The following is a 22,886-nucleotide window of genomic DNA, read 5'->3' on the forward strand; positions in this document are numbered from 1 at the left end:
CATGCACCTGATCATCTGTAACGAACGACTGCTGTTCCGCTTTGGCGTCGACCGCGTGCTGCTATTGCTGGCCCAGGGCCTGAAGGCTCGCGGCTGGCAAGTCACCTTCATTGCACAGCGCCTTGACCGCCAGGTCCTCGAACGCATCGGCGGCAACATTCTCCAGCCCGACTCCCATACCGGTCCCTATCTGGATCTTGATACGGCTACCGCTGAATGGCTGGCGGGCCAGCGCAAGGCATTCGCGCCGGACCGGCATCCGCCACAAGGCACCGTGGCGCTGATCGGTGGCTGGCCGTTCTACGGTTCCATCCCGCTGTTCCGCCAATGGGGTATCCCAGTCGTGGCGCTCGATTGCGGCGGCGTGCCCTTCGATAACCTCCAGGGCCCGGCCCGCGAGGTGCAGGAGCGCCTGCGCAGCCTGCGCCGCGAGTATCTGCCCGAAGCGCAGGTGGTCACCCCGATCAGTGACTTCATCGCGCGCACTCAAAGCCAGCCGGACGCCGGGGCGCAAGCACGGATCTGCACTATTCATCTGGGCGCCGACCACCTGGATCAGAGCGCCGATGCGATTCTCTGGAGCAGTGACGCCAACCGTGAGGACTCAAGCACCTCGCAGGGGCCGTTCATCCTCAACCTCGGGCGTTGGGAAACCGGCAATTACAAGAACAGCGAATCGCTGTTTCCGTTGGCCCGTCACATCCTTCAGGCGCATCCAGAGGCCCGTATCGGCGTACTCGCCAGCGCCGAAGAGTTGCAGTTGCCCGATGACCTGCAGGCCTGTTTCGTTCCCCTCGGCCACCCGGACGACGCTGCTCTGGCACGCCTCATGGCGCGCGCCGATCTCGGCCTGAGCGTATCGCTGTGGGAAGGCTTCAATCTACCGCTTGCTGAAATGCAGCGGCTGTACCGGCCGGTGCTGGCCTATCGGCTCGGCGCCCATCCCGAAGTGGCCGCGCATCCCGACCAGCTCTGTGATACCGCCGAGCAGATGGCCGAGCGCGCGCTTGCCGTGCTCGACGGTCAGCTGCTTCAGGGCGACGATTGGCGTCAGGCCGTTGACCGCTTCCGCGAGCGCTTCACCTGGTCCCGAACCGTCGAGGCCTATGTCGAGTTGCTCGGCAGTCTCGGCCCGATTCGCGACCTGCCTGCGCCGCGGCTGGTTGTCGATGCCAGCGCCTGTCTGCGAGATCCGGCCAACACCGGTGTAGCCAGGGTGGTACGCAGCCTGTCACGCAAGCTTCAGGCGCTCGGTCAGCCACTGTTCGTTGCCTGGGACGAGCAGGCTGCCTGCTACGTGCTGCCGACCGAAGACGAGTACCGCAACCTGGGCGCCTACGGCGGCCCAGAGTCTAACCCTAAGCACTATCGCCTGCCGCGCTCCTTGCCGGGGCGGCGTCTGGCTCTGGCGGCCATCGGCCAGTCACTGCAAGATGCCTGGCTGCTACAAGGCGAAATCGTCTTCGAGCGCCAGGGCCCCGAGCGCCGCAAACAGGCGCGCGCGCTCGGCATGAAGGTCGCAGCCATCTTTTATGACGCGATACCCGTGACCCATCCGCAATACGTCGCGGATCTCGCGATTCGGGACAACCACGCCGCGTATATGAGCGGCCTGGCGCAATGCGATCGGGTACTGCCCATCTCGCCGGATGCGGGGCGCAACCTGCTTGCCCATTGGAGCCGGGAAGGCATAACGCCGCACGCCGTCGTCGAGCCCTGCTGGATACCCGGCGAGCTGACCGGCGCCCCGCGTGCCGGCAACCCCCCAGCCGTACCGGCTCCTGGTCAGGCCTTACGCCTGCTCTGCGTCTCGACCCTCGAGCCACGCAAGAATCACCGTACGTTGCTCGCGGCCCTGCGCCTGCTCGATGAGCGTTACCCCCAGCTCGACTGGCAGCTGGATCTGGTCGGCAATCGTTACGCCGGTGCCCAGTGGATTGCCGATGAGGTCAGCCAGGCCAGTGCTGATGACAGTCGCATCGTCTGGCACGGTGTGGTTGATGATGGGCGCCTCAATCAGCTGTACGCCAATGCGCACCTGACCATCTATCCCTCGCTTGTTGAGGGCTACGGCATGCCCATCGTCGAAAGCTTGTGGCATGCGCGACCCTGCCTTTGCCACAGCGAGGGCGTGATGGCCGAGCTGGCGGCAGACGGCGGTTGCCATACGCTCGACATGAACGACCCTGCAGCCCTGGCCGGTGCCATAGCCGCCGTCGCCAGCGATGCGCTTTATTACACGAGGCTAGCCGAGCAGGCAGTCAGCCGGCCAATTCTTACCTGGCGCAGCTACGCCCGCGCCTTGCTTGGCCAGCTCGCGGGCCACGCCCGCGCACCGGCGCAGTTGCCTGAGCACTGGCAGCATCTACTGGTCCCCGAAGGGCTGGAGCTAGCTGATAGCCCCGCTCAGGTTGCGTTCGCGGCACTGCTTATTCGGCATGCACCGGTCAGTGCCGTGCTGCTCGCTGATCAGCCGGACTGGCTCAAGGCACTGGTGGTGCGGCGCGTGTCGCAGGCCTGGTGGCTCGAAACTTCCGCCACGCTTACCCCAGGCTCGGTCGAGGTGCGTGATGGCCTTAGCTGTCTGGCGCTGCCGACCGATACCGGATTCAGCCTGCTCGCTGCCGAATTGGCACGAACTGGCCGTGCACCGGGGTTGATCGTACTGGGCGAAGGGCTGCCGGACCTGGCCGCTACCCTGGACGTTGTGCGACGCGCGCGTGCCAGTCTGGATGAAGGTGTGCTGGTGTGTGCGCCAGCAGACGCCCCGGCGGAGGCGTTCAGCGTTGTCGGCCTGGAGCGCTGCATACGGCTACCGGAGATGACCGGCTACCGCTTCGAGGTCACGCGATGAAAATCCTGCTGATCTCCAATTTCTTTCCGCCGCACTTCATTGGTGGCGCCGAGATCATCGCCCACCGACAGGCGCTCGCGCTGCAGGCGCGCGGGCATGAGGTGCGGGTACTGGCCGGCGACAACAGTCGACCGCAACCCGGCTACCCGGTGCTGCACGAAACGTTCGATGACATGCCGGTCACGCGGGTCGCACTGCAGCCGGCCGACTTCGCGCCTACTGGCAACAACGTGGCGCACCCCGAAGTCGACGACATTTTCGATGCGCTGGTAGATGAATGGCTTCCAGACGTTGTCCATGCCCATCACCTGGTCGGCCTGTCCCTCGGGATCATCCAGCGCGCCAGGGCGCGCGGCATTCGAGTAGTGCTCACCCTGCACGACCACTGGGGCTTTTGCATCAAGAGCATCCGCATGACCGATGAGCGCAGCCTGTGCGTCGATTCAACCGGCTGTTCCAGCTGCCACGCCAGCATCCATGTCGGCAGCCAGCCGCTGCCCCAGCGCATGCGCCAGGACTACCTGCGTTGGCAATTCAGCGGCGTTGATCGTTTCATCTCGCCCAGTGACTACCTGGCCGATGCCTACGTCGCGACCGGCTTCGATCCCGCGCGCATGCAGGTGGTAGCTAACGGCATCGAGCTCGACACTTACGCCAATGTCCCGCGGCCGGCCTTCGAGGGCCGCCTGCGCGTGCTGTTCATTGGCTACATGGGCGAGCACAAAGGTGTACCGACGCTGCTGCGCGCGCTGGCGCGGCTGCCCGCTGATCGCCTTCAGGTGGATTTCGTCGGTGATGGGCATCTTCGTATCCGTTATCAGGACGAACTGCGCCGCCTCGCGCCGGACCTGCCTCAGCGATTCTGGGGGCGCTTGCCCAACGACATGATCGCCGAGCGCATGGCCGCCACCCACGTCTTCGTGCTGCCCTCGGTCTGCCCGGAAAACCAGCCGGTCACCATCACCGAGGCCATGGCCAGCGGCGTGCCGGTAGTGGCATCGCGTATTGGCGGCATCCCCGAATTGGTGGTTGATGGCGTCAACGGTTGGCTGTTCGAGCCGGGTAACGACGAAGACCTGGCCCGTCAGCTAATGACCTATCTCGACCAGCCCGCCTTGCTCGACGCCCACGCTGAAGCCGGACGCACGCGCATTCGTGATTACGCCTTCAACCGGCAGATCGATCGCCTCGAACAGATTCTTGGCGGGCAAAGACCACTGCCGCCGCCGCCGGCCTTTCCACGCATCGCGTGTTTTGGCGTGCCCACACCAAGCACCTGGCAGCGCATCCTCCAGCAGGTTGCGTCAGTCCTGCCCGGCCAGCCTCAGCCAGAACATCAGCCCTGCATCGTTCCGGCGGGCTGGATTCAGCCGCACGATGCCAGCATGCTCTGGGTCGCGGGCAGCACCGCCGGTCGGCAGGATGAAGCCGTCGCGATGATTCAGGCTTACCTCTTGGCAGGCCGTCCGGTGCTGCTCGATGAGCGCTGTCAGGCCCTGGCGCGGCGCTTTGAGGGCCAGGTGCTGCTCGCACGAGGAGCTCAAGGTCTGTCGCTCTCGGTGCCGGAGCTGCTACGCCGCCAAGGTTAAGTACATATCTTTTTGACGTCATTCTGCTGGCCAAATGCCGTTTACCAAGGCAAAATGCCGCCTCGTGTCGAGGAGCGTCAGCAATACGACCCGTATTTGCGTGTTTTGTGCAGTGCAAAGCGCACCTCTGGTTGAATTCAGGCGCAAGTCGCCCGATTTAAGCCAGGGGTAGGTCAGCGGGATTGAGTCCTGGTTTCTGCACATTTGGTTAAAAGAGGCCAAACGGTACTTTTCGCCGCTTGCAAGCTACGGTTTAATCGCGCTGGCGACGGGGTAACGGTTCGTTGACCGCCTTAAACCTCCGTTCTATGCTCCACACGCCTACTTAACCCAATAGGATTACATTGCAATGGCTGCTTCTACTCAAACGATTCAAAAGATGTACATCGCCTACTTCGGTCGTCCGGCGGACACCATCGGCCTGCAGTATTGGGCTGACAAGACCGAGGCCCAGATCATCGCTGGCTTCTCCGCTTCGAGCGAGTCGCAGGCGCTGTTCGGCAACCAGGGCTCCGCTGCCAAGGTCAACGCCATCTACAACAACCTGTTTGCTCGTGATGCCGAGCCGGCAGGCCTGCAGTACTGGGTCCAGAAGCTGAACAGCGGCGAAGTCTCCCAGGCTGAAGCCATGTACACCATCCTGAACAACGCTGGCGCCGGTGACGCCACTGCTGTGGCCAACAAGCTGGCCGCTGCCGAAGCCTTCACCGCACAGATCGACACCACGCCTGAAATCCTCGGCTACACCGGCGCCAATGCTGCACAGTCCGCCCGCGAGTGGCTGGGCAAGGTCAACGCCAACGCTGCCAGCCTGGATGCCGCCAAGGCGTCGGCTCCGGCTGCTCTGGCTGCAGCTGCAGGTGCTTCGGCTGGTGATAGCGGCAAGACTTTCACGCTCACTACTGGTGTGGATAGCATCGTCGGTACCGCTGGTGGCGATACCATCAATGCTACCGTGACTGCTACCAGCGCTGTGCTGGGTGGCCTGGACAAGGTCGATGGCGGCGCTGGCGTGGATACGCTGAACATCGCTGATACCGTAGTCGCTCCTGGTGATGCTTTCGCGCTTCCCGCTGGCTTCGCGATGACCAATGTTGAAAAGCTGAACATCACCACCAATGGCAACATTGGCGCTACCGCTACGGCATTTGACGTGTCTACCGTTGCCGGTTTGACTGATTTTAACGGTGTGGCCGCAGGGACCGCTGGTAGCAAAGTCAAAGCTGCTGACACCACCAACGTTTCGTTGACTGTTGCTGGCAACGCAGCTGCAGCAGTTGACGGCGGTAAGGCTGTTAACATTGTGTCTGGTGCTGCCGGAACTGGCGCAACAGACGTTATTGGTAAGGCGCTGACCTCTGTAACCGTTAAGGGCGGTGGCATTGCTACTGTAGATAACGTTGCAAACACTGCCGCTGCCACCACCGCGGTAGGCACCACTCTGACATCCGTAACTCTTGACGGTATCGCCGGCGCGACGGCTGGTGTTAAAGGCGCTGCGCTGGCTACTGTTAGCCTGCAGAACCAGAAGTCGGCACTGGCAGTAACTGTAACTAACGATACTTCTACTGCCCTGACCGTAAATGCAAACGGCGTAGGCTACGCAGCAGACGGTACTACCCCCGCAGCGGTGAGCGTTGCAGCTGGCTCGAAGGCTGAAACGATCACTGTTAATGCCACCGGTACAAAGAGCAATCTGACAGTAACTGGCGCTGCTGCTAAGACTGTTAACATCACTGGCTCGGCTGATCTGGTACTGGCGCCGGTAACAACAGCTACTAAGCTGGACGGCTCCGCAGCAACCGGTAACCTGACTCTGGGCGACCTGGCTGCTGGCACTGTCGCGGTCACCACTGGCGCAGGCAACGACAGCCTGGCGATCCAGGCCATCGCGAAAACTACTGTCGCTACAGGTGCCGGTAACGATACCGTAACCCTGAAGTCGGCCGTCGCTGCTGGCTCGACAATCAACCTGGGTGCAGGCAACGACAAGCTGCTGGTCAATGGTGGTTCGGTGGCAGCTTCTACAGCTACCGCTGTAACTGTTATCGATGCTGGTGACGGCGTTGATACCGTAGCTGCTGCGCTGATCAATGCTGGTAACGCTGCTCAGTTCAAGAACTTCGAAGCTCTTGATATTTCCGCAGCTGCTAACCTCGACGTTGCGCTGATGACTGGTTCTACCATCACTGGTCTGACTCTGACTGGTGGTGCTAATGGCGCTACATTGAATAACGTTGCAGCTGGCGTTGGCCTTAGTGTTTCCGGTAACAACACCGGTACCTCCACTATCAACGTCAAAGACGCTGCTACCGGCACCGCCGATAGCTTCGCTGTGAAGTTTGACGGTGCCGCTGTTACTGGTGCTACCGCTACTGCCGCCAACGTTAAGGCTGGTACCGTAGTGCTTGAGGGCGTCGAAACTGTCAGCATCGCTTCTACCGGTGCGGCCAACACCTGGAACAGCATTGCCCTGACTGACGCCAAGCTTCAGACTGTGACTGTTACTGGCGATAAGAACCTGGACCTGACGTTCGTCGGTGTCAACGGCACCAACGTGGGTACTCCTACTGCTGGCGGTGCTGTGAAGCTGATCGACGGTTCCGCAGCTACCGGTAAGCTGAGCATCAACACTGCTAACGTTGTGGCTGATGACAAGGCTGGCGTAGGTCTGACTGTCAACGGCGGCTCTGCCAACGACATTATCACTCTCGCTCAGAAGGCTACCGTAGTTGCTGGCGCTGGCGACGACACCATCGTCTCCGCTGCTGCTGGCGGTACTTTCACTGGCGGCGCAGGCAAAGACGTGTTCAACGTCAAGGCTGCACTCGGTAACGTCACTACTATCACTGATTTTGTGGTCGGTACTGACAAGCTGGTGTTTGCTGATCGTGGCAATGAGACTTTCACTGCAACCAAGGTGAATATTTCGGCAGCCACCAACCTGACTGATGCTCTGAATCTGGCTGCCGCCGGCGATGGCTCTACCAACACTGCGATCACTTGGTTCCAGTATGGCGCTGACACCTATGTGGTTGCAGACGCAACTGGTGCCAGCACGTACACCGCTGCTACTGACGTTGTCGTAAAGCTGACTGGTCTGGTCGATCTGTCCACTCAGACTGTAGCTGACTTTGCCTTCGCCTAATCTCCCCTAGAGACAAGCACCCGCCCTCGGGTAGGTGCTTGAGGTGAAAGCCATTGAAACCCTGTCCTTCGAAAGAGGGGCGGGGTTTTTTCCATAAGGGCCTTGCGGGTGTGCAGGGTCTTTACGGAAGAAACAACAAGGGAGCCGTTGCCATCGCCACGCCAGATCCCGCCCTGATCGCCGTGCTCATCCACCGCGAGCACAGCCGCCTGTCGAACCAGGTCAAGACGCTGGCGAGAGTGCTGCGTGCGCCGTTCTCCGACAAGGAGCATCAGCGCCTAGTCCAGCTGGCGGCCAACTGGCGTTCGCTGCTGGCCTTTGACGACGGCACACCGAAGCTCGCCGATGCGCTGGAGGCGTTCATCGCCGCGTACCAGCAGCAGCCCCCCGACCAGGAGAGCCTCCACGACGAAGTGGTCCTCCAAGCGGGCATCTACCGCATGGGTCACTGGGCACTGGTCAAGCACTTCATCCCGGGTGTCACCGATTGCCTGGACAACTTCGGCAGCGTCCTGCCCAAGTACCGCGAGGCCTTCAAACGCCGATACGAAGCAGACGGCAACCTGTCCGTCGAAGCGCAATCGCAAGTGCTCAAAGCCCAGTATGCCTTGATACAGAACCGTCGAGACCCGTACCGGCACGAGGAGATGAGACGCCGAGGGCTGGTCACTGCCGACGGCATCGTGCCCATGGGCGTGAAAGAAGCGCTGGCGTTGATCGAGCGCGAGGAGGCGCAGGCAACACAACCGGCCAAGCGCGGTGTGGTGGCTTGGGTAGCGGATCGGTTTCGGCGGCAGTGACACCCACCTGAGCAGGGAGCGGCTACGGGAGGAGGTGGAGGTGGTTGGGGTTGATTGATCGTTAACGAAACAGTTGACGGCAAACCTTCACCTTCTCTACAATCATCGTTAACGAATCACGCAACGGTTAACGATCATGGGCTTCGGCACCTTCATCCGAGAAAAACGCGAGCAGGCCAATGTGCCGATGAACGAGTTCGCCCGCAGTCTGGGTATCTCGCCGGCCTACTGGTCGCGCATCGAGCGCGAGCTGGAGAAGGCACCCAAGGATGAGCTGATCGTCAAGGCTGCCGAGCAGCTAGGCATTAACCCCGACGAAGCCTTTATCGAGGCCAGCCGGCTTCCCCCTGACATGCAGAAGGACGTCAGCACCGTCGTTCGCCTGTATCGCAAATCCCTGGGTTAAGGCGGTGACGGATGCCAGCGCTTTCCCTGCGGTATGACCACTGCGCCCTTCACAAACCACGCTACCTGAAAAAGTCCGCCATCGAGACTGTCGCCAGTGAGGCCAGAGCACAGCTTTTGTCGCCTGGCGCGGATGCGCTGACGCTGGAGCAACTGGCGGCCATCTCCGATCTGACCATCAACGGTCTACCGTACCAGCTGTGGGTCAGCCTGGAACACCCGGTCACCGATGAAGATGGCCTGCCCGTATTGGGCCTGTGCGAGTTCGACCCAGACTGCGGCGAAGACGCTGTCTCCGTGCTGATCTCGCCTGTCGGCGAGCAACTTACGCCCGAGCTGGCGCTCTCCACTTTCGCCCACGAACTGGGCCACGCCATCTTCGACGCCCCGGCCTGGTTGGTCGCCGCAAAGCAAGGACCGGGGCTGTTCGACGAGCCAGATAACAGCCAGCGACGTGCTTACCGCACCGCCACGCCGGATGCCGAACATTTGGGTGCTATGGCGTTGCCGCAGAACACCGCTCTCGAAAAAGAGATCCGTATCGCCGAGTTCCGTGCGAATGAGTTCATGGGCTCGCTTCTGGTGCCGCACGACCGCCTGGTCGAACTTGCCGTGGCTCGCGCGCCGGACTTCGATGTCGGCATCAAGCGCGACGGCGGCCTCTCCGACGAGCTGCACGCCTCGACCCCTCGCTTGGTCGAGCAAGGCACCTTCGGTTTTGTCGGTATGGAAAACCTTCAGCGCGCATTGGCCGCCACCTTCGGCGTGAACCCGAAGTTCATCCGGGTGCGGATGGAACGCTACGGGCTGCTGCCCGGCAAAGGGCAAGGTTGAGCTGCTGAAGTGCCTGACACGCCGGCCTGGCGCCGGCATTTTTTGAGCTCTATGATTAACAAAACGCGCAACCGCATAACAAGCCGTCACTCGTAAAGGAGCAGAAGAATGGCAGAAGTCGATGTGATGGATAACCACGAGTCAAATCTGACAGTCCTCGTCGCAGAGGCGACTGTTACGGGTGGCGGCAAACCTCGCAAGCCTCGGGCAACCGATGGCGGGCCAGAGATCCTGCCCGATATGGGGCACTGCGTGACCCTGGTGCGCAAGATCAAGCATCGCGCGCTGGTAGAGCAATGGCTGCAGCACCTGCACCCTGAGGAGCTCCCCGGCATCGAGTGGGAGCACAAGGTCTGCGCCAGCTACAAGCAAAGCCTGTTCACCGTGGTGGCGAGCCTGTCCGGTGCCATCCGTCAGCGGCTGGAGGAGGCCGCTCAGCGTATCCTGCTGCTGTCGGATGACTACGGGTGCGAGGCCGTCAAATCTCTGCTTAGCGAGGACGACGAAGCCGAGCAACAGGCAGTGGCGGATGCCGGTGACAAGTACGGCCGCGCGCTCTACCTGTACCTGTGTCGGCTGGTGGACGACCGTGACCGTCGGTTCGAACAGGCCGAGACAGCTCGCCAGCAAAACAAGCAGTGGAAATCCGAAGCCTACGCCAGCCACTTCCGGGGGCCGAAGGCGGTGGATATCACACTGGATGACTCGCTGCAGGGCAAGCTCAAGACGGCAATTGCCGCCATCTACCCGCAGGCGCCGCTGCAGGATGTAGTGATCGAACATTTCCAGCGCCGTGACCTGACCCAGGCCGAGGACCGTGCCGGTCAGGGCGATGCAGCACCGGTCTGGCTGCACACCATCGTGGTCGGCTTCAACGGCAAGGAAGCCCACTGGGACAAGATCGTCGACGGCGAAGTAACCACGAGGCACGATCAGGCCCTGCAGCGCATCACCTTCTCGTATGAGCCGAGCAGCGGCGCGCTTTCGGTGTTTTGCGACGACCGCAATGCGCGTCGAGATCTGGCCAAGGCGCTGCGCGACGTGGTGCTGGCCAGCGACACCGAGATCGACGAGATGCCCCTGCGGGAATTCAGTCTGGAGGCCTTCGGTACGGCCGAGGTGTTCAATCTCCTGAAACCCGAGTCGGGCGACGGCATCGAGCGCATCAGCATTAATCTCATCAAGGTGGCCAAGCCCTTCGAGCAGGAAGACGAAAACGGTACTCATCATCTCGCCAGCGAACTCACGGTGCGCCGCGACCGGCGTGATCGCCGTAACGTGTACACCGTGGCCTACGAGGACTACGGCCTTGACGACCTGAGGCAGTGGACGCTTTGCCAGGTCAAGCTGGTGCTGCGCATGGCCAAGCAAAAAGACCGTCGCGCCCACAACATCACGGTGCAGATCACCGCTCCCAACGGCCTGAACGATAACGCCAAGACCGAGGATGAGCGCCAACTGGTGATGCGTCTGTTGAAACGCTGGAACATCGTCACCGAGTTCTGAGGAGGCGGGCGATGCTGAACGAGACACTGCAACGGCTGGAGCGGTTGGACGGGATGGACAGCACGCTGTTCGGAAGAGACTTGGGTAGCTTTGGCCGTGTGCTCCTGGATCGGGGCTGGATCGCCGCCATTGGCTACTTCAGCCACATCGATGTCGAAGTGATAGAAGGCATCCGTGAGGAGGTGGAGGTCACGGTCGACGAAGCCGCTGGTCGCTACACCTACCCACATCCGCACCGACGCAAGGTGATCCTCACCGGCCCTCTGGCTGAAATCACCCGCTACCGCTTCCAGCGTAAGCCCTTCTTTGACTGTCTGTCAGCGCTGCTGGGCATCGAACCCCGGTTTGCAGAGCGTAGGCGGTGCCTGATCGATCGTCATCTCTGGTATCTGGGTGAGATCCGTGTCGGTAAAAGCCACGTCTTCGCGCCGGTGTTTTTCGGGCGACGGCTCAAGGAGCTGCCGGGCGAGCAAATCACCCCAGCCTTGTCCGACCCGGCGTTCGGTACCGGGGGTGTGGTGTTGGCGCTGACCGATCCGAAGCTGGCTTTGCCCAACGGTCACCAAGTGCGCGCTGTCAAGGATCTGCTGATCGAGGAGGGCGGCGAGGAGCAGTTCGATTTGCGGGTGCTGGAGCGGGTTCTGGTCGGGCTGCCCGCAGACCCGGCCGACGAGCTTGAGGAATGGTTCGATGCCAAGACGGGCCGACTGCAGCTCAAACATCTGGATGCACCGGTGATGTTCGAGGGCATCCAGGCCAAGATCATCGAGCTCTTCTGGAAGGCGCGCGATGGTGCTCCGCTATCGTGGACCGCTGAGGTCAAAGGGCGCTCCGGCTCCGTGGCCCCAACGCTCGACAAAGCGATGGGCGGTAAGGAGCGGCGCGAGCTTTTCATCGAGATCGTCACGCGAGGGAAATATCGGCTGCGGCGGTCATAGGTCAATCGGCATCTTTGCCAAATCATCTGCCAAACCATGGGCTAAACGTCTGCCAAGCCGTGCGAAGAATAGGTGACTCCTTAACCTCCAAGGAGTTGCGAAATGCAAACCCATTCTTCGGCCCTCCCGGCCACGGCTTCGGCCACCCCACAACCGACTGTCCCCGTCCTCGACATCGGCAGCCTTCCCCTCCAACTCGAAGACCTTACCCGCGAGCGTATCAAGGCGCTGCCGAAGCCGGCATTGCAGGAACTCTCCGTGCTGCTCGCCGAAATGGACTCATGCTTGCGCCACGCCCGCGAGCAACTGACCGCCGCACTCGATGACCTCTACGGCGACGCTGCTCGTGCGCAGCTGCTCGACGCGGGCAAGGACACCGGCACCACGCATCTGACCGATGGCGAGCTGGCCGTCACGGTCGAGATCAAGAAATCGGTGTCCTGGGATCAGGATGAGCTGGCCGCTATCGCGCAGCGCATCGCCAGCAATGGCGACGATCCGGCCGAATACATCGACGTGAAGTATTCGGTGTCCGAGCGCAAGTTCGCCGCCTGGCCGGAAACCCTGCGCCGTCCCTTCGAGGCTGCCCGCACCCTAAAACCCGCCAAGCCGGCCTTCCGCCTGGCACTCGTTGGGGAGGGCAAGTGATGGCACTCCCAATCATCAGTGCTGACCAGCGCTTGTCAGAAAAACGCTGCGCCAAGGTCGCCCTCGTGGGCGTGCCGGGTGCCGGTAAAACCTCACAGATCCGCACGCTCGATGCCGAGCGCACCTTGCTGGTGGATACCGAGGCCGGCGATCTGTCGATCCTCGACTGGGCGGGGGACACCCTTCGTCCGCGCACCTGGCCGGAGCTCAAGGACCTGGTGGTGTTCCTGGCCGGGCCGAGTCCGAGTGCCTCGCCCGAGCAGGCCTTCTCGCAAGCCCATTTCGATCACGTCTGCCAGAAGTACGGCGATCCGGGGCAGCTGGCCAAGTACGACACCTACTTCGTCGACAGCCTGACCGTGCTCTCGCGGATGTGCCTGGCCTGGTGCAAGACCCAGCCGGCGGCCTTCTCCGAGAAGACCGGCAAGCCCGACACCCGGGGTGCCTATGGCCTCTTGGGCACCGAGATGATCGGCGCGCTCACGCACCTGCAGCACGTGCGCGACAAGCACGTCATCTACGTCTGCATCCTCGAAGAGAAGCTGGACGACTTCAACCGCCGCATCTACCAGTTGCAACTCGAAGGCGCCAAGACCTCGGCCGAGCTGCCGGGCGTGCTCGATGAAGTCATCACGCTGGCCATCTTGAAGGCCGATGACGGCACGCCGTATCGCGCCTTTGTCACCGGCGCGGACAACGCCTGGGGCTTCCCGAGCAAGGACCGCAGCGGCCGGCTCGACCCCCTCGAGGAACCCCACCTCGGAAAGCTCATCGCCAAATGCCTCGGCCGCACTGCGGCCGCCACTGATTTCCCGAACGCCCGCGCGTCCCAGGAGTAACCCGCCATGTCCAACTGGAACGATTTCAACGACGCTGAACAACAGCAGTCCTTCGACCTCATCCCGCGCAACACGGCTGCCAAGCTGCGCATGAGCATTAAGCCGGGTGGTTTCGATGACCCAAGCCAAGGCTGGACTGGCGGCTGGGCCAGCCAGAGCTTCGAGACGGGTGCGGTCTACCTCGCCTGCGAAGGCGTAGTGTTGGAAGGCCCGTTTGCCAAACGCAAGATCTGGTGGAACGTGGGCCTGCACTCTCCCAAGGGACCGACCTGAGGGAACATGGGGCGTACCTTCATCCGGGCTGCGCTCAACTCCGCGCGCAACGTCCATCCGGGGGACAACAGCCCCCAGGCGCAGGCGGCCCGTCGCATCAGCGGCTTTGCCGACCTCGATGGCCTCGAGTTCGCCGCACGCATCGACATTGAGAAGGATGGCCGGGGCGATGATCGCAACACCATCAAGGCCGCCATCGAGCCGGACCACAAGGACTACGCCCTGATCATGGGTGTTGTGCCCAAGGGAAATCCCGGCGGTAACTCCGGTGCGCCGGCAGCGCTCGCATCACCCAGCTATACGCCACCGGCAGCTGGAGCACGTCCAGCGTCCTCGAACGTCCCCAGCGGCAAACCCGCTTGGGCGCAGTAAGGAAGGGCGTGGCGATGATGAGCACACCTATTCTCACGACCAGCCACTACGGCGTGGTGCGCTTCGGTGACCTGGCGGTGGAGGCCGTGGTGCTGGAAGACGGCACCCGGGGCTATGTACAGCGGCAACTGGCCACCGCCATTGGCCTGCACGAATCACGGCGCGGCAGTCAACTCAAAACCTTGCTATCCGATGTCGCCCCGGGTGCAGCGGAGGTCTTGCAGGAAAACGCCTGCAGCATCCGCCTGCCTTCAGGCCAGACCACGGCCTTCTTCCCGGCTGGGGTCATCAGCGAGGTCGCCTCCGGCGTGATCGATGCCGCTCTCGAAGGTCGTCTGCACCGCAAGCGCCAGCACCTGGTACCCAACTGCCAGCGCATCCTGAAGGCCTTGGCGAAGGCCGGAGAGGTCGCGCTGATCGATGAGGCCACCGGCTACCAGTACCACCGCGCGCCCGATGCGCTGCAGGCCTTGATCTCGCGCCTGCTGCGCGAGCGCGTGGCCAGTTGGGAGCGGCGTTTCAGCCCCGACTACTACCGGGCGCTGTTCAGCCTCTTCGGCTGGCACTACCAGGGCCACCAGCAGAATCCGCCTGCGGTGATCGGTCAGATCACCCTGCGCTGGGTGTACGACGTGATCATGCCTCGCGAGATTATCGAGCAGATCCGCAACCGCAAGCGCCTCTCCGACAAGGCGCACCAGTGGCTCTCCGACGGAGGCCTTGCCTTGCTGGAGAAGCAGATCCACGCGGTGACCATGATCGCGCGCTCGTCGATGACCTACCGGGACTTCGACACCCGCTGCGCCACCGCCTTCGGCAGCCAGCCACTGCAGATGACCCTTCTGATCGGCGCGCTGGAGGGAGGGCAATGAATGGCCGGCCAATGCTGGGTCTGCAAGCGACAGGCCCGGGGCATCAAGCACAGCGACAACCGTTTCAAGGCGGGCGAACCCCGTCGGTACCCGATGGAGTGGGTGTTCTGCAGTCGCCGATGCCAGGACGCGTTTCACGCGCTCTACGGCTGCTGGCTCAAAACCGGCCCGAGGCAGGGGGATGTGCTGATGGTTGATCCGACTGAATTTGAGCGCTCGGCGATGCGCGCTTGCCTGAAGTTTTTCGGCGAAGCGGCCGGTGAGATCGGCTTCGATAAGCCCCTTGGCCAGTACAGCGAAGCTGAAGCCCTGCGAGTGATCGAGGCGATTGTCGCCGGCTGGACGGAGGCGATGGCGGCGCACCACCAACAGGCGAAGTATCCGCCGGTGCGGGGGATTGCGCCCTATGAAACGCAGGCACCGCAGCCGGTGGCCACGTTGGAGCCGGCACCGGCAACGAGCGCCTTCGATCCGGCCAATCCGTTCGCAGATCTGGAAGACGACCTGCCGTGGGAAACCGTGGAGTCGGCTCCGGCCAAGCCAGGCAAGCGTAGGAGGGCGAAGTGATGTTGGACTTCAATTCCACCTCGACCTTCCCTGAACGCTTCGAGGCCTTGATCGATGCCGGGCTGCAGGCGCGCGAGCAGCAGCAGGCACGCCGGCAGTATCTCGGGGCCTCGCGCCTCGGGGTGAGTTGCGAGCGCCAGCTGCAATACGAGTACGCCCAGGCGCCAGTCGATCCGGACAAGGGGTTTTCGGGCCGCATCCTGCGCATCTTCGAGCGCGGCCATCGCATGGAAGACGCCATGGTCAGCTGGCTGCGCGCAGCTGGGTTCGTGCTCAAGACCGAAGGTAAGGACGGGCAGCAGTTCGGCTTCTCGGTGGCCGATGGCAAGTTGCAAGGGCATTGCGACGGCGTGTTCGTCGGTGGCCCTGAGGGCTTTGCCTACCCGGCACTGTGGGAGTGCAAAGCGCTCAATCACAAATCCTGGACCGATCTGGCCAAGAAGGGGCTAGCGGTTTCTAAGCCGATCTATCACGCCCAGGTGGTGACCTATCAGGCCTATCTCGGACTGCACGAGCACCCGGCGATTTTCACGGCGGTGAATGCCGACTCGATGGAGATCTACACCGAGCTGGTGCCCTTCCATGCGGCGCTGGCCCAGAAGATGTCTGACCGCGCGGTGCGGGTGATTCAGGCGACCGAGGCGGGTGAACTGCTGCCACGCGGCTTTGCCGAGGCCAGCCACTTCGAATGCAAGTTCTGCTCTTACACGCAGCGCTGCTGGGGAGGTGTGTGATGAGCACCGCCTCTTCCAAGCAGCGTAAGACCTACCGCACCGAGTGGGTGGATCGCTGGTCCCCGCCCAAGCCCCTGTTCGGCCTGCAGGCCATCGAGAAGCTGCTCAATCGCCACACCTTTTTGGTGACTCCGGAGTCCCGGCTGGTAGTAGCAGTGATCGCCCGAGCCATTCACGACTGCCTGAGCACGACGAACCGTCGGCAGCGGCGCGAGGCGCGACGCTTTCTCCTTGGAGATCGCCTCACGCGCTGGTGCGACTTGGTTGGGTTGCATCCGGACTTCGTGCGCTGCATCGCCAGGAAGGCCGGCTACCTCGCCGACGAGAAGGCGCACTGGCAGAAGGTGCCGATCAAGGTGCCGGTGCCTTCAGTGCCAACCGATCCGGTGGTCGGCGCCTGCAGCGCGCCCGTGCATTCCATCACCTGCCATGCCCACAACCATCCGCCACAGGGAGGACTGATCCATGCTTGATTTCAATTCGGTGCCGCCGCAGGCCTTCCCCGCTGGTGGTGATCTCAACGCACAACGCGACGCCATCCGTGCCGATCTGCTGGCGCGGCTGGAATCGGTGCTGATGACGCTGCTGCCAGCCGGCAAGAAGCGTGGCCAGAAGTACCTGGTCGGCGATGTCCTGGGCAGTCCCGGTGACAGCCTCGAGGTCTCGCTCAAGGGCGAAACGGCTGGCCTGTGGCACGACCACGCCACGGGTGAAGGCGGTGACATCTTCGATCTGATCGCCGCCCACCATGGGCTCGACACCCAGGCAGACTTTGCCCGGGTGCTGGAGATCGCCGGGCAACTGGTCGGTCGGGCCACCAGCCATCCTCCGAAACGCAAGAAGGCGGAAGCCCCGGTCGACGAGCTGGGTCCGGCCACGGCCAAGTGGGACTACCTGGATGCGGCTGGCAACCTGATCGCCTGTGTCTATCGCTACGACCCGGCACCGGGTCGCAAGGAGTTCCGCCCTTGGGATGCCAAGCGCCGCAAGATGGCGCCACCCGAGCCGCGCCCGCTCTACAACCAGCCGGGCATCGGTGCTGCCGAGCAGGTGATCCTGGTCGAGGGCGAGAAGTGCGCTCAGGCCTTGATCGAGGCAGGCATCGTGGCGACCACGGCGATGCACGGGGCCAACGCGCCGGTCGACAAGACGGATTGGTCACCGCTCTCCGGTAAAGCCGTGCTCATCTGGCCGGACCGGGACAAACCCGGATTCGGCTATGCCGAGGCCGCCTCGCAAGCAGTGCTGATGGCCGGCGCCACTTCCTGCGCCATTCTGCTGCCACCTGATGCCAAGCCGGAAGGCTGGGATGCGGCGGACGCCTTGGCTGAGGGCTTCGACGTTGCGGGCTTAATTGCCACCGGGCCACGCATCACGGTGCGGCCCTTCGATGACGACCAAGCACCTTGCGGTTATTTGAGTGCCACGGACCATGACGATGCTCACGATAGCGATGTTACGGTCTGGGGCACCGAGGACGCGCTGGCGGTGAGTTTTACCCGGCGCTACCAGCGCGACTGGCGCTACATCGCGGCCTGGGGCAAGTGGCTCATGTGGGATGGCCAGCGCTGGCGGGCCGAGGAGACCTTGGCGGCCACCGATCTGATCCGCCACGTCTGTCGCCACGCCGCTGTGCGTGCAGACAGCAGCAAGGTCGCAGCCAAGCTCGCGGCCAGCAGCACCGTGGGCGGGGTGGAGCGCTTGGCCCGCTCGGATCGGCACCAGCCGCTGGCTCGTGCAGCAACTGCTGCGCCGTGGATTCCAGCGTGGGCGTACCTCATCCGGCGCGAAGGCGATCTTGGGTTTGTCGCTCAAACCCAAGGACTACGGCGCCCGTTTGCCCTACCGCGATGACTGAAAACAGAGATTTGCAACTTATTGATTTTGAACAGATTTGACCGAATCTGTCCGAGCCATGGATTTACCCCTACACGCGCGCGCGTACACGCCTATAGGGAGTTATCCGGGAGCCGGTCAGGTTCGGTCAAAAAGGAGATTTGACGATGACGACAACGATTTTGGCCCTTGATCTGGGCACGACCGCCGGCTGGGCACTGGTCGGTCGCGACGGACTCATCAACGGCGGCAGCGAATCCTTCAAGCCGCAGCGGTTTGAAGGCGGCGGCATGCGCTACTTGCGCTTCAAGCGCTGGCTCACCGACATCAAGCAGTGCGCCGACGGGCTCGACTGGGTGGTATTCGAGGAGGTGCGTAAACACGCCGGCGTCGATGCGGCCCATGCCTACGGTGGCTTCATGGCCCATCTGACGGCATGGTGCGAGCACCACCAGATCCCTTACCAGGGCGTATCCGTGGGCACGATCAAGAAGCACGCGACGGGCAAGGGCAATGCTGGCAAGGCCGAGATGATCGCAGCGGCCAAGGCGGGTGGCTTCGATCCGGTCGATGACAACCACGCCGATGCGCTGGCGCTGCTGGGCTGGGCTATGGCCCAAGGGGGTGTCGCATGCGTATGAGCACACCTTCGATTCCCTGCGCTTTGGGCCGGATAGCGCCGCCATCACCAGCCCATGCGGATGAGCTGCGGGCAATGCGCGCGGCCGCTTGGCACAAGCAAGGCGTCGTGGTCGTGCCGCTGGACGAGATCTTCGACGATTGGGACAGGGCGTTTCTGACCGGTATCGCCACCAAGCTCTACGGTGCACGCACCAGCGCTTCCCGCAAGAGCACACCTTGGGCCGAGGGGGAAGTTATCGACCGGGGCGATGGCGAGACCTGGACGGTGGTGGCGACCACGGGCAAGTCCGTAACGGTACAGCGCGACCGCGATGGCGCGCTGGCCACCCTCGGACAACTCGGGGAGGGGCGGCCATGACCAAGAAAACCCAACGGGCCAAGGCGCGAGCCGAACGCAAACCTCGTCTGGGCGAGGAGCACATCCGCCCTGATGGCAGCGTGATCCGCTACGTGCGCGAGGAGGACGATGATCAGAAGCCCGTCGACCACTACCGCACCGTGGACACGTTGGCGCTGATGCTCCGAAACGGCAGTATCACTGGCGCCATGCACGACGCCGGGCAGCAGTTCTCGCAGGACTTCGCCCGGGCGTTTGCCAGTGGCGTGGCCAGCAGCCGACTCGATGGCCTGCCGTGTGGAACAGCACCCGGAGAGATGTTGATCGAGCGTAACGCCAGCGCCGCCCGTGCGGTTCGGGATGCACTGGACGCTGTGGGAGGCAGTGGCGGTCCGGCCGGATCGGCGCTGTGGTACGTGGCTGGGCTGCAGATGTCGATCCGTGATTGGGCTCAGCGTGAAGGCTGGAACGGTCGGCGGCAGGATCGGGATGAGGCCAAGGGCTATCTGGTGGCAGCCCTTGGGATGCTGGCTCGGTACTACGGCTATGAGCGTTCCGGCAGCAGAAAGCCATTTGCACAGGTGTCCGCTTCTAGCGGATAATGTGACCATGGTTTTTGTTGAACTCCCGATCTTCGTCCGCTGTGCAGCCGAACTGTTCTCGGATGAGGATATGGCCGAGTTGCAGAACACCTTGCTGGAAAACCCTGCCGCCGGTGACTTGATCCCCGGTGGTCGGGGTTTGCGCAAGCTGCGTGTTCCGCTGCCTGGTCGAGGCAAGCGTGGCGGTGCCCGGGTGATCTACTACCACTGGGTCAGCAAGGAGCAGTGCTATCTGGTCTACGCCTACGCGAAGAATGTCAGTGCGAACCTGACGCCGGATCAGCTGCGGCGGTTGGCGGAAGTGATGCAAGCGGAGATACGAGATGAATGACAAACAGTTCGATGAGTTGCTGAGCAGCGTGCGTGACATGGGCCGCCATATGCGTGGAGAGGCCGTGGCCGGTGTGCGTGTGCAGGAGTTTCCCGAGCCTGACGTCAAGGCAATCCGCGAGCGCACGGGGCTGTCGCAGAGTCGGTTTGCCTACCTGATTGGGGTTAAGCCCAAGACGCTTCAGAACTGGGAGCAGCGCCGAGTGCGTCCTGCCGGACCAGCGCGCGCCTTGCTCAAGATCGTCGAAGCCAACCCCGACGCGCTCTCGGCCATTCACGCGTGAAAATTTTGCGGGTCGACAACAAACCTACTTGAATGCTGGCCCCCCACAAAGTACATTAATCCCGTACTGCTGATACCTGCGCCCGCCCGATTCGTTCCGGTGGGCGTTGTGCTTTCTGGGCCTGGCCAATGCCACGCGCCCCACCTGCTCCACCTCTGGAGACTCCCCATGAAACTCCTCATCACCCGCCCGGTTGTCCTCACCGGCGACGGAGGCGTGCGCTCGTTCGTCCCTGGCCTGACGGTCGAGATTGATGCCGCCACTGCTGAACAGATCCTGGCACAGCAGGCTGGCATCGTTGCCGAGCCGACCACCAACGCCGACACCCCAACCGCCCCACGCCGCCGGAAGTCCGCCGATGCTGAAACTTGATGTCACCGCCGATGTGGCCAAGGCGACAGAGCACCTGTCGGATCTGGCCCGGCAGCACGTTCCGAACGCCGCCGCCCGCGCACTGACCCGCACGGCCTTCGATGCCCGTGATGCGGTGCGTGACGGCTTGCCCGAGCGCTTCAACCTGCGCCGGCCGTGGATCAGCCGGGGTATCGGTGTGACGCCGGCCAAGCCGCGCACGCTGATGGCCGAGGTCTGGTCGCGAGATCGGTTCATGGCACTACAGGAGAGTGGCGGCACCAAGACCGGCAAGTTGGCGATCCCCGTCGGCCCGATGGCCCAGACCGCGCAGACCCGCGTCATCCCCAAGAGCCAGTGGCCGGGTCCGATGCTGGCGAAGAAGAACGTGTTCTACCGGGCTGGTGCCGTGTTCGAGCGCCGCGACGAGAAGCGTATCCTGGCCTTGTACCTGCTGCGCCGGCAGCAGAAGGTCGAGCCGCGCTTTGGCATGGCCGACACCGTGCGCAGCGTCGCGCTGCGTGAGTACCAGCGGCAGATGGAACGGGCACTGCGGGAAGAGCTCACCCGTGCGACCTGACGCATCTGACACATCTGATGGGTCCTCCCGGGCCATCTAAAAAGCGGGGGCCGCGCGCAGCGCGACGCTTGCCTAGCGACAGACTCAAAAAATAGGTGGTCAGGTGGTCGGTGGTCACCCGGTTTGCCATCGACCAGTTGGAGATTTCCATGAGCATGAGCTTGCGCGCCTACGCCCGGCATCGCGGCGTGGCGCTGTCCGCCGTCCAGAAGGCGATTGCCACGGGCCGCATTCACCCTGAGCTCGATGGCCGCATCGATCCGGCCAAGGCTGATGCCCAGTGGGATCGGCACACCCGGACGGCACAGCCGACCACCCCGAGGGTGACCACCGCCCGACCACAGCCGGTGTCCCAGCCTGCTGCACCGCCGCCGCTGCCCCAGGCCAGCGACGATGCCCGGGGCGTCGATTACCACAAGGCCCGGGCGGTGCGCGAAACCTACTCGGCCCGCCTGGCCAAGCTCGAATTCGAAGAGCGCACGGGCAAGCTCATCAGCAAGGACGAGGTCGACATCAAGTATTTCCAGCTGGCCCGCCAGCTGCGGGATCGGATGCAGCAGATCCCGCGCAAGGTCGCGCCCGAGATCGTCGCCCTGGTGGTGGCTGACCCGGATGTGCGCGGCGTCACCGACATCCTCGATGTCGCCATTCGTGAAGCCCTGGAGGATTTGGCCCGATGAAGAACCACCCGATGTGGAACCCCAACGAGCCGAACTACGCCGATGTGAGCGATGTGGTCGGCAAAGCCTTCGCAGCGGGCCTGCGCCCCGATCCCGTCGAGGAGCCGGTGTCGGCAGAGCGGCCACCCGAGCTTCTCGAAGCCTTGGTGCGCGACGCTCTGCGCCAGCACCTTGATGCGCTGATTCCTATCGTCGCCCGCGAGATCACGCAGCGCCTGCGTTGATTTCTTCGTCAGATCCCCCTGACGAATGTTTCAACACTTTCGTCGAGGGTCATCCATGACGACTCCCTTCACCCCTGCCATGGCCAGCCGTATCGAGCTGTGGCCGCTGGACCGGCTCAAGCCCTACGCCAAAAATGCGCGCACCCACTCCGATGCACAGGTGGCGCAGATCGCCAGCAGCATCGTCGAGTACGGTTTCACCGCGCCGCTACTAGTCTCGGGTGACGGCGGCATTCTGGCTGGACATGGTCGCTTGGCGGCTGCGCAGAAACTCGCGCTCGATGTCGTGCCGGTGGTCGTGCTCGATCATCTGACACCTACTCAGCGCCGCGCGTACATCCTGGCGGACAACCAACTGGCGCTGCAGGCCGGATGGAATGAAGAGTTGCTGGCTGCCGAACTGGCCGATCTGTCCGCCGCCGGTTTCGACCTGGCGCTGACCGGTTTCAGCGACAAGGAGATCGACGATCTGCTCGGCGATGCCGATCCGGGCGACGAAACAAATCCGCCAATTCAGACTGTGTGAAAACCTAGCAGTCTGAGAGCAAGCTGAAGACAATGCCTCCATCAGTTGATGGGGGCATTGTCGTTTATGGGCTACATCCAGGGCGAAGGTCGTCAGCAAAGCAGCCTGTTTCCTC

The 22,886-nt window shown here is 62.9% G+C and carries 27 protein-coding genes; all 27 read left to right on the top strand.

Features of this window, described 5'->3' with window-relative positions; all coding sequences use genetic code 11:
* The first annotated feature begins 1 nt into the window (after position 1).
* The 27 genes from IEG05_RS14030 to IEG05_RS14155 all read left to right on the top strand — a co-directional run bounded on the left by IEG05_RS14030 (position 2) and on the right by IEG05_RS14155 (position 22,771).
* Entirely contained in the window at positions 2-2,854 is a 2,853-nt protein-coding gene (locus IEG05_RS14030) for a glycosyltransferase (RefSeq protein ID WP_191122261.1), read from the top strand.
* Entirely contained in the window at positions 2,851-4,443 is a 1,593-nt protein-coding gene (locus IEG05_RS14035) for a glycosyltransferase family 4 protein (protein WP_191122262.1), read from the top strand. The genes IEG05_RS14030 and IEG05_RS14035 overlap by 4 nt, the downstream gene beginning before the upstream one ends.
* 379 nt (positions 4,444-4,822) lie before the next feature.
* Positions 4,823-7,591, top strand: a complete 2,769-nt coding sequence (locus IEG05_RS14040; protein ID WP_191122263.1) for a DUF4214 domain-containing protein — start codon at positions 4,823-4,825, stop codon at positions 7,589-7,591.
* Between the two features lie 110 nt (positions 7,592-7,701).
* Entirely contained in the window at positions 7,702-8,391 is a 690-nt protein-coding gene (locus tag IEG05_RS14045) for a hypothetical protein (RefSeq protein ID WP_191122264.1), read from the top strand.
* A gap of 136 nt (positions 8,392-8,527) precedes the next feature.
* Positions 8,528-8,797, top strand: coding sequence for a helix-turn-helix domain-containing protein (locus IEG05_RS14050; RefSeq protein ID WP_191122265.1), 270 nt, complete (start codon positions 8,528-8,530; stop codon positions 8,795-8,797).
* Between the two features lie 11 nt (positions 8,798-8,808).
* Positions 8,809-9,630: a hypothetical protein gene (locus IEG05_RS14055; RefSeq protein WP_191122266.1), complete on the top strand. Its 822-nt coding sequence runs from the start codon at positions 8,809-8,811 to the stop codon at positions 9,628-9,630.
* Positions 9,631-9,738: 108 nt separating this feature from the next.
* Positions 9,739-11,136: a hypothetical protein gene (locus IEG05_RS14060; RefSeq protein ID WP_191122267.1), complete on the top strand. Its 1,398-nt coding sequence runs from the start codon at positions 9,739-9,741 to the stop codon at positions 11,134-11,136.
* Positions 11,137-11,147: 11 nt separating this feature from the next.
* A complete protein-coding gene (locus tag IEG05_RS14065) occupies positions 11,148-12,074 on the top strand; it encodes a hypothetical protein (RefSeq protein ID WP_191122268.1) in 927 nt (308 codons plus the stop codon).
* A 102-nt stretch (positions 12,075-12,176) separates the two neighbouring features.
* The gene (locus IEG05_RS14070; RefSeq protein ID WP_191122269.1) at positions 12,177-12,722 is read left to right on the top strand and encodes a hypothetical protein; all 546 of its coding nucleotides are present in this window, start codon (positions 12,177-12,179) and stop codon (positions 12,720-12,722) included.
* Positions 12,722-13,561 (top strand): ATP-binding protein, encoded by an 840-nt coding sequence (locus tag IEG05_RS14075; RefSeq protein WP_191122270.1) that lies wholly within the window; start codon positions 12,722-12,724, stop codon positions 13,559-13,561. The genes IEG05_RS14070 and IEG05_RS14075 overlap by 1 nt, the downstream gene beginning before the upstream one ends.
* Before the next feature lie 6 nt (positions 13,562-13,567).
* Positions 13,568-13,834, top strand: coding sequence for a hypothetical protein (locus tag IEG05_RS23340; RefSeq protein ID WP_224742827.1), 267 nt, complete (start codon positions 13,568-13,570; stop codon positions 13,832-13,834).
* A gap of 6 nt (positions 13,835-13,840) precedes the next feature.
* Positions 13,841-14,206 (top strand): hypothetical protein, encoded by a 366-nt coding sequence (locus IEG05_RS23345; protein WP_224742828.1) that lies wholly within the window; start codon positions 13,841-13,843, stop codon positions 14,204-14,206.
* Between the two features lie 14 nt (positions 14,207-14,220).
* Positions 14,221-15,078 (top strand): P63C domain-containing protein, encoded by an 858-nt coding sequence (locus tag IEG05_RS14085; RefSeq protein ID WP_224742829.1) that lies wholly within the window; start codon positions 14,221-14,223, stop codon positions 15,076-15,078.
* On the top strand, positions 15,079-15,645 hold the full coding sequence (locus tag IEG05_RS14090) for a DUF6511 domain-containing protein (RefSeq protein WP_191122271.1): 567 nt from the start codon (positions 15,079-15,081) through the stop codon (positions 15,643-15,645).
* Positions 15,645-16,379, top strand: a complete 735-nt coding sequence (locus IEG05_RS14095) for a hypothetical protein (RefSeq protein WP_191122272.1) — start codon at positions 15,645-15,647, stop codon at positions 16,377-16,379. Before IEG05_RS14090 ends, IEG05_RS14095 begins: the two co-directional genes overlap by 1 nt.
* Positions 16,379-16,852 carry a hypothetical protein gene (locus tag IEG05_RS14100; RefSeq protein ID WP_191122273.1) on the top strand — a complete coding sequence of 158 codons (474 nt, stop codon included), beginning with the start codon at positions 16,379-16,381 and terminating at the stop codon, positions 16,850-16,852. Before IEG05_RS14095 ends, IEG05_RS14100 begins: the two co-directional genes overlap by 1 nt.
* Complete coding sequence (locus tag IEG05_RS14105; protein ID WP_224742830.1) at positions 16,845-18,233, top strand: hypothetical protein; 1,389 nt, start codon at positions 16,845-16,847, stop codon at positions 18,231-18,233. The genes IEG05_RS14100 and IEG05_RS14105 overlap by 8 nt, the downstream gene beginning before the upstream one ends.
* 149 nt (positions 18,234-18,382) lie before the next feature.
* Positions 18,383-18,856, top strand: a complete 474-nt coding sequence (locus tag IEG05_RS14110) for a crossover junction endodeoxyribonuclease RuvC (RefSeq protein ID WP_191122274.1) — start codon at positions 18,383-18,385, stop codon at positions 18,854-18,856.
* 74 nt (positions 18,857-18,930) lie between these two features.
* On the top strand, positions 18,931-19,215 hold the full coding sequence (locus IEG05_RS14115) for a hypothetical protein (protein ID WP_191122275.1): 285 nt from the start codon (positions 18,931-18,933) through the stop codon (positions 19,213-19,215).
* Positions 19,212-19,796 carry a hypothetical protein gene (locus IEG05_RS14120; protein ID WP_191122276.1) on the top strand — a complete coding sequence of 195 codons (585 nt, stop codon included), beginning with the start codon at positions 19,212-19,214 and terminating at the stop codon, positions 19,794-19,796. Before IEG05_RS14115 ends, IEG05_RS14120 begins: the two co-directional genes overlap by 4 nt.
* A 7-nt stretch (positions 19,797-19,803) precedes the next feature.
* Positions 19,804-20,127: a type II toxin-antitoxin system RelE/ParE family toxin gene (locus IEG05_RS14125; protein ID WP_191122277.1), complete on the top strand. Its 324-nt coding sequence runs from the start codon at positions 19,804-19,806 to the stop codon at positions 20,125-20,127.
* Positions 20,120-20,410 carry a helix-turn-helix domain-containing protein gene (locus tag IEG05_RS14130; RefSeq protein WP_145770281.1) on the top strand — a complete coding sequence of 97 codons (291 nt, stop codon included), beginning with the start codon at positions 20,120-20,122 and terminating at the stop codon, positions 20,408-20,410. The genes IEG05_RS14125 and IEG05_RS14130 overlap by 8 nt, the downstream gene beginning before the upstream one ends.
* 168 nt (positions 20,411-20,578) lie before the next feature.
* A complete protein-coding gene (locus tag IEG05_RS14135; protein WP_191122278.1) occupies positions 20,579-20,782 on the top strand; it encodes a hypothetical protein in 204 nt (67 codons plus the stop codon).
* Positions 20,769-21,341 carry a DUF6441 family protein gene (locus tag IEG05_RS14140; protein WP_191122279.1) on the top strand — a complete coding sequence of 191 codons (573 nt, stop codon included), beginning with the start codon at positions 20,769-20,771 and terminating at the stop codon, positions 21,339-21,341. The genes IEG05_RS14135 and IEG05_RS14140 overlap by 14 nt, the downstream gene beginning before the upstream one ends.
* Before the next feature lie 149 nt (positions 21,342-21,490).
* Entirely contained in the window at positions 21,491-22,021 is a 531-nt protein-coding gene (locus tag IEG05_RS14145; protein ID WP_191122280.1) for a hypothetical protein, read from the top strand.
* Entirely contained in the window at positions 22,018-22,245 is a 228-nt protein-coding gene (locus IEG05_RS14150; protein ID WP_191122281.1) for a hypothetical protein, read from the top strand. The genes IEG05_RS14145 and IEG05_RS14150 overlap by 4 nt, the downstream gene beginning before the upstream one ends.
* Positions 22,246-22,300: 55 nt before the next feature.
* Positions 22,301-22,771, top strand: coding sequence for a ParB/Srx family N-terminal domain-containing protein (locus IEG05_RS14155; protein ID WP_191122282.1), 471 nt, complete (start codon positions 22,301-22,303; stop codon positions 22,769-22,771).
* The last annotated feature ends 115 nt before the right edge of the window (positions 22,772-22,886 follow it).

It is taken from the genome of Stutzerimonas kunmingensis, assembly GCF_014764705.1.
Classification (GTDB): domain Bacteria; phylum Pseudomonadota; class Gammaproteobacteria; order Pseudomonadales; family Pseudomonadaceae; genus Stutzerimonas.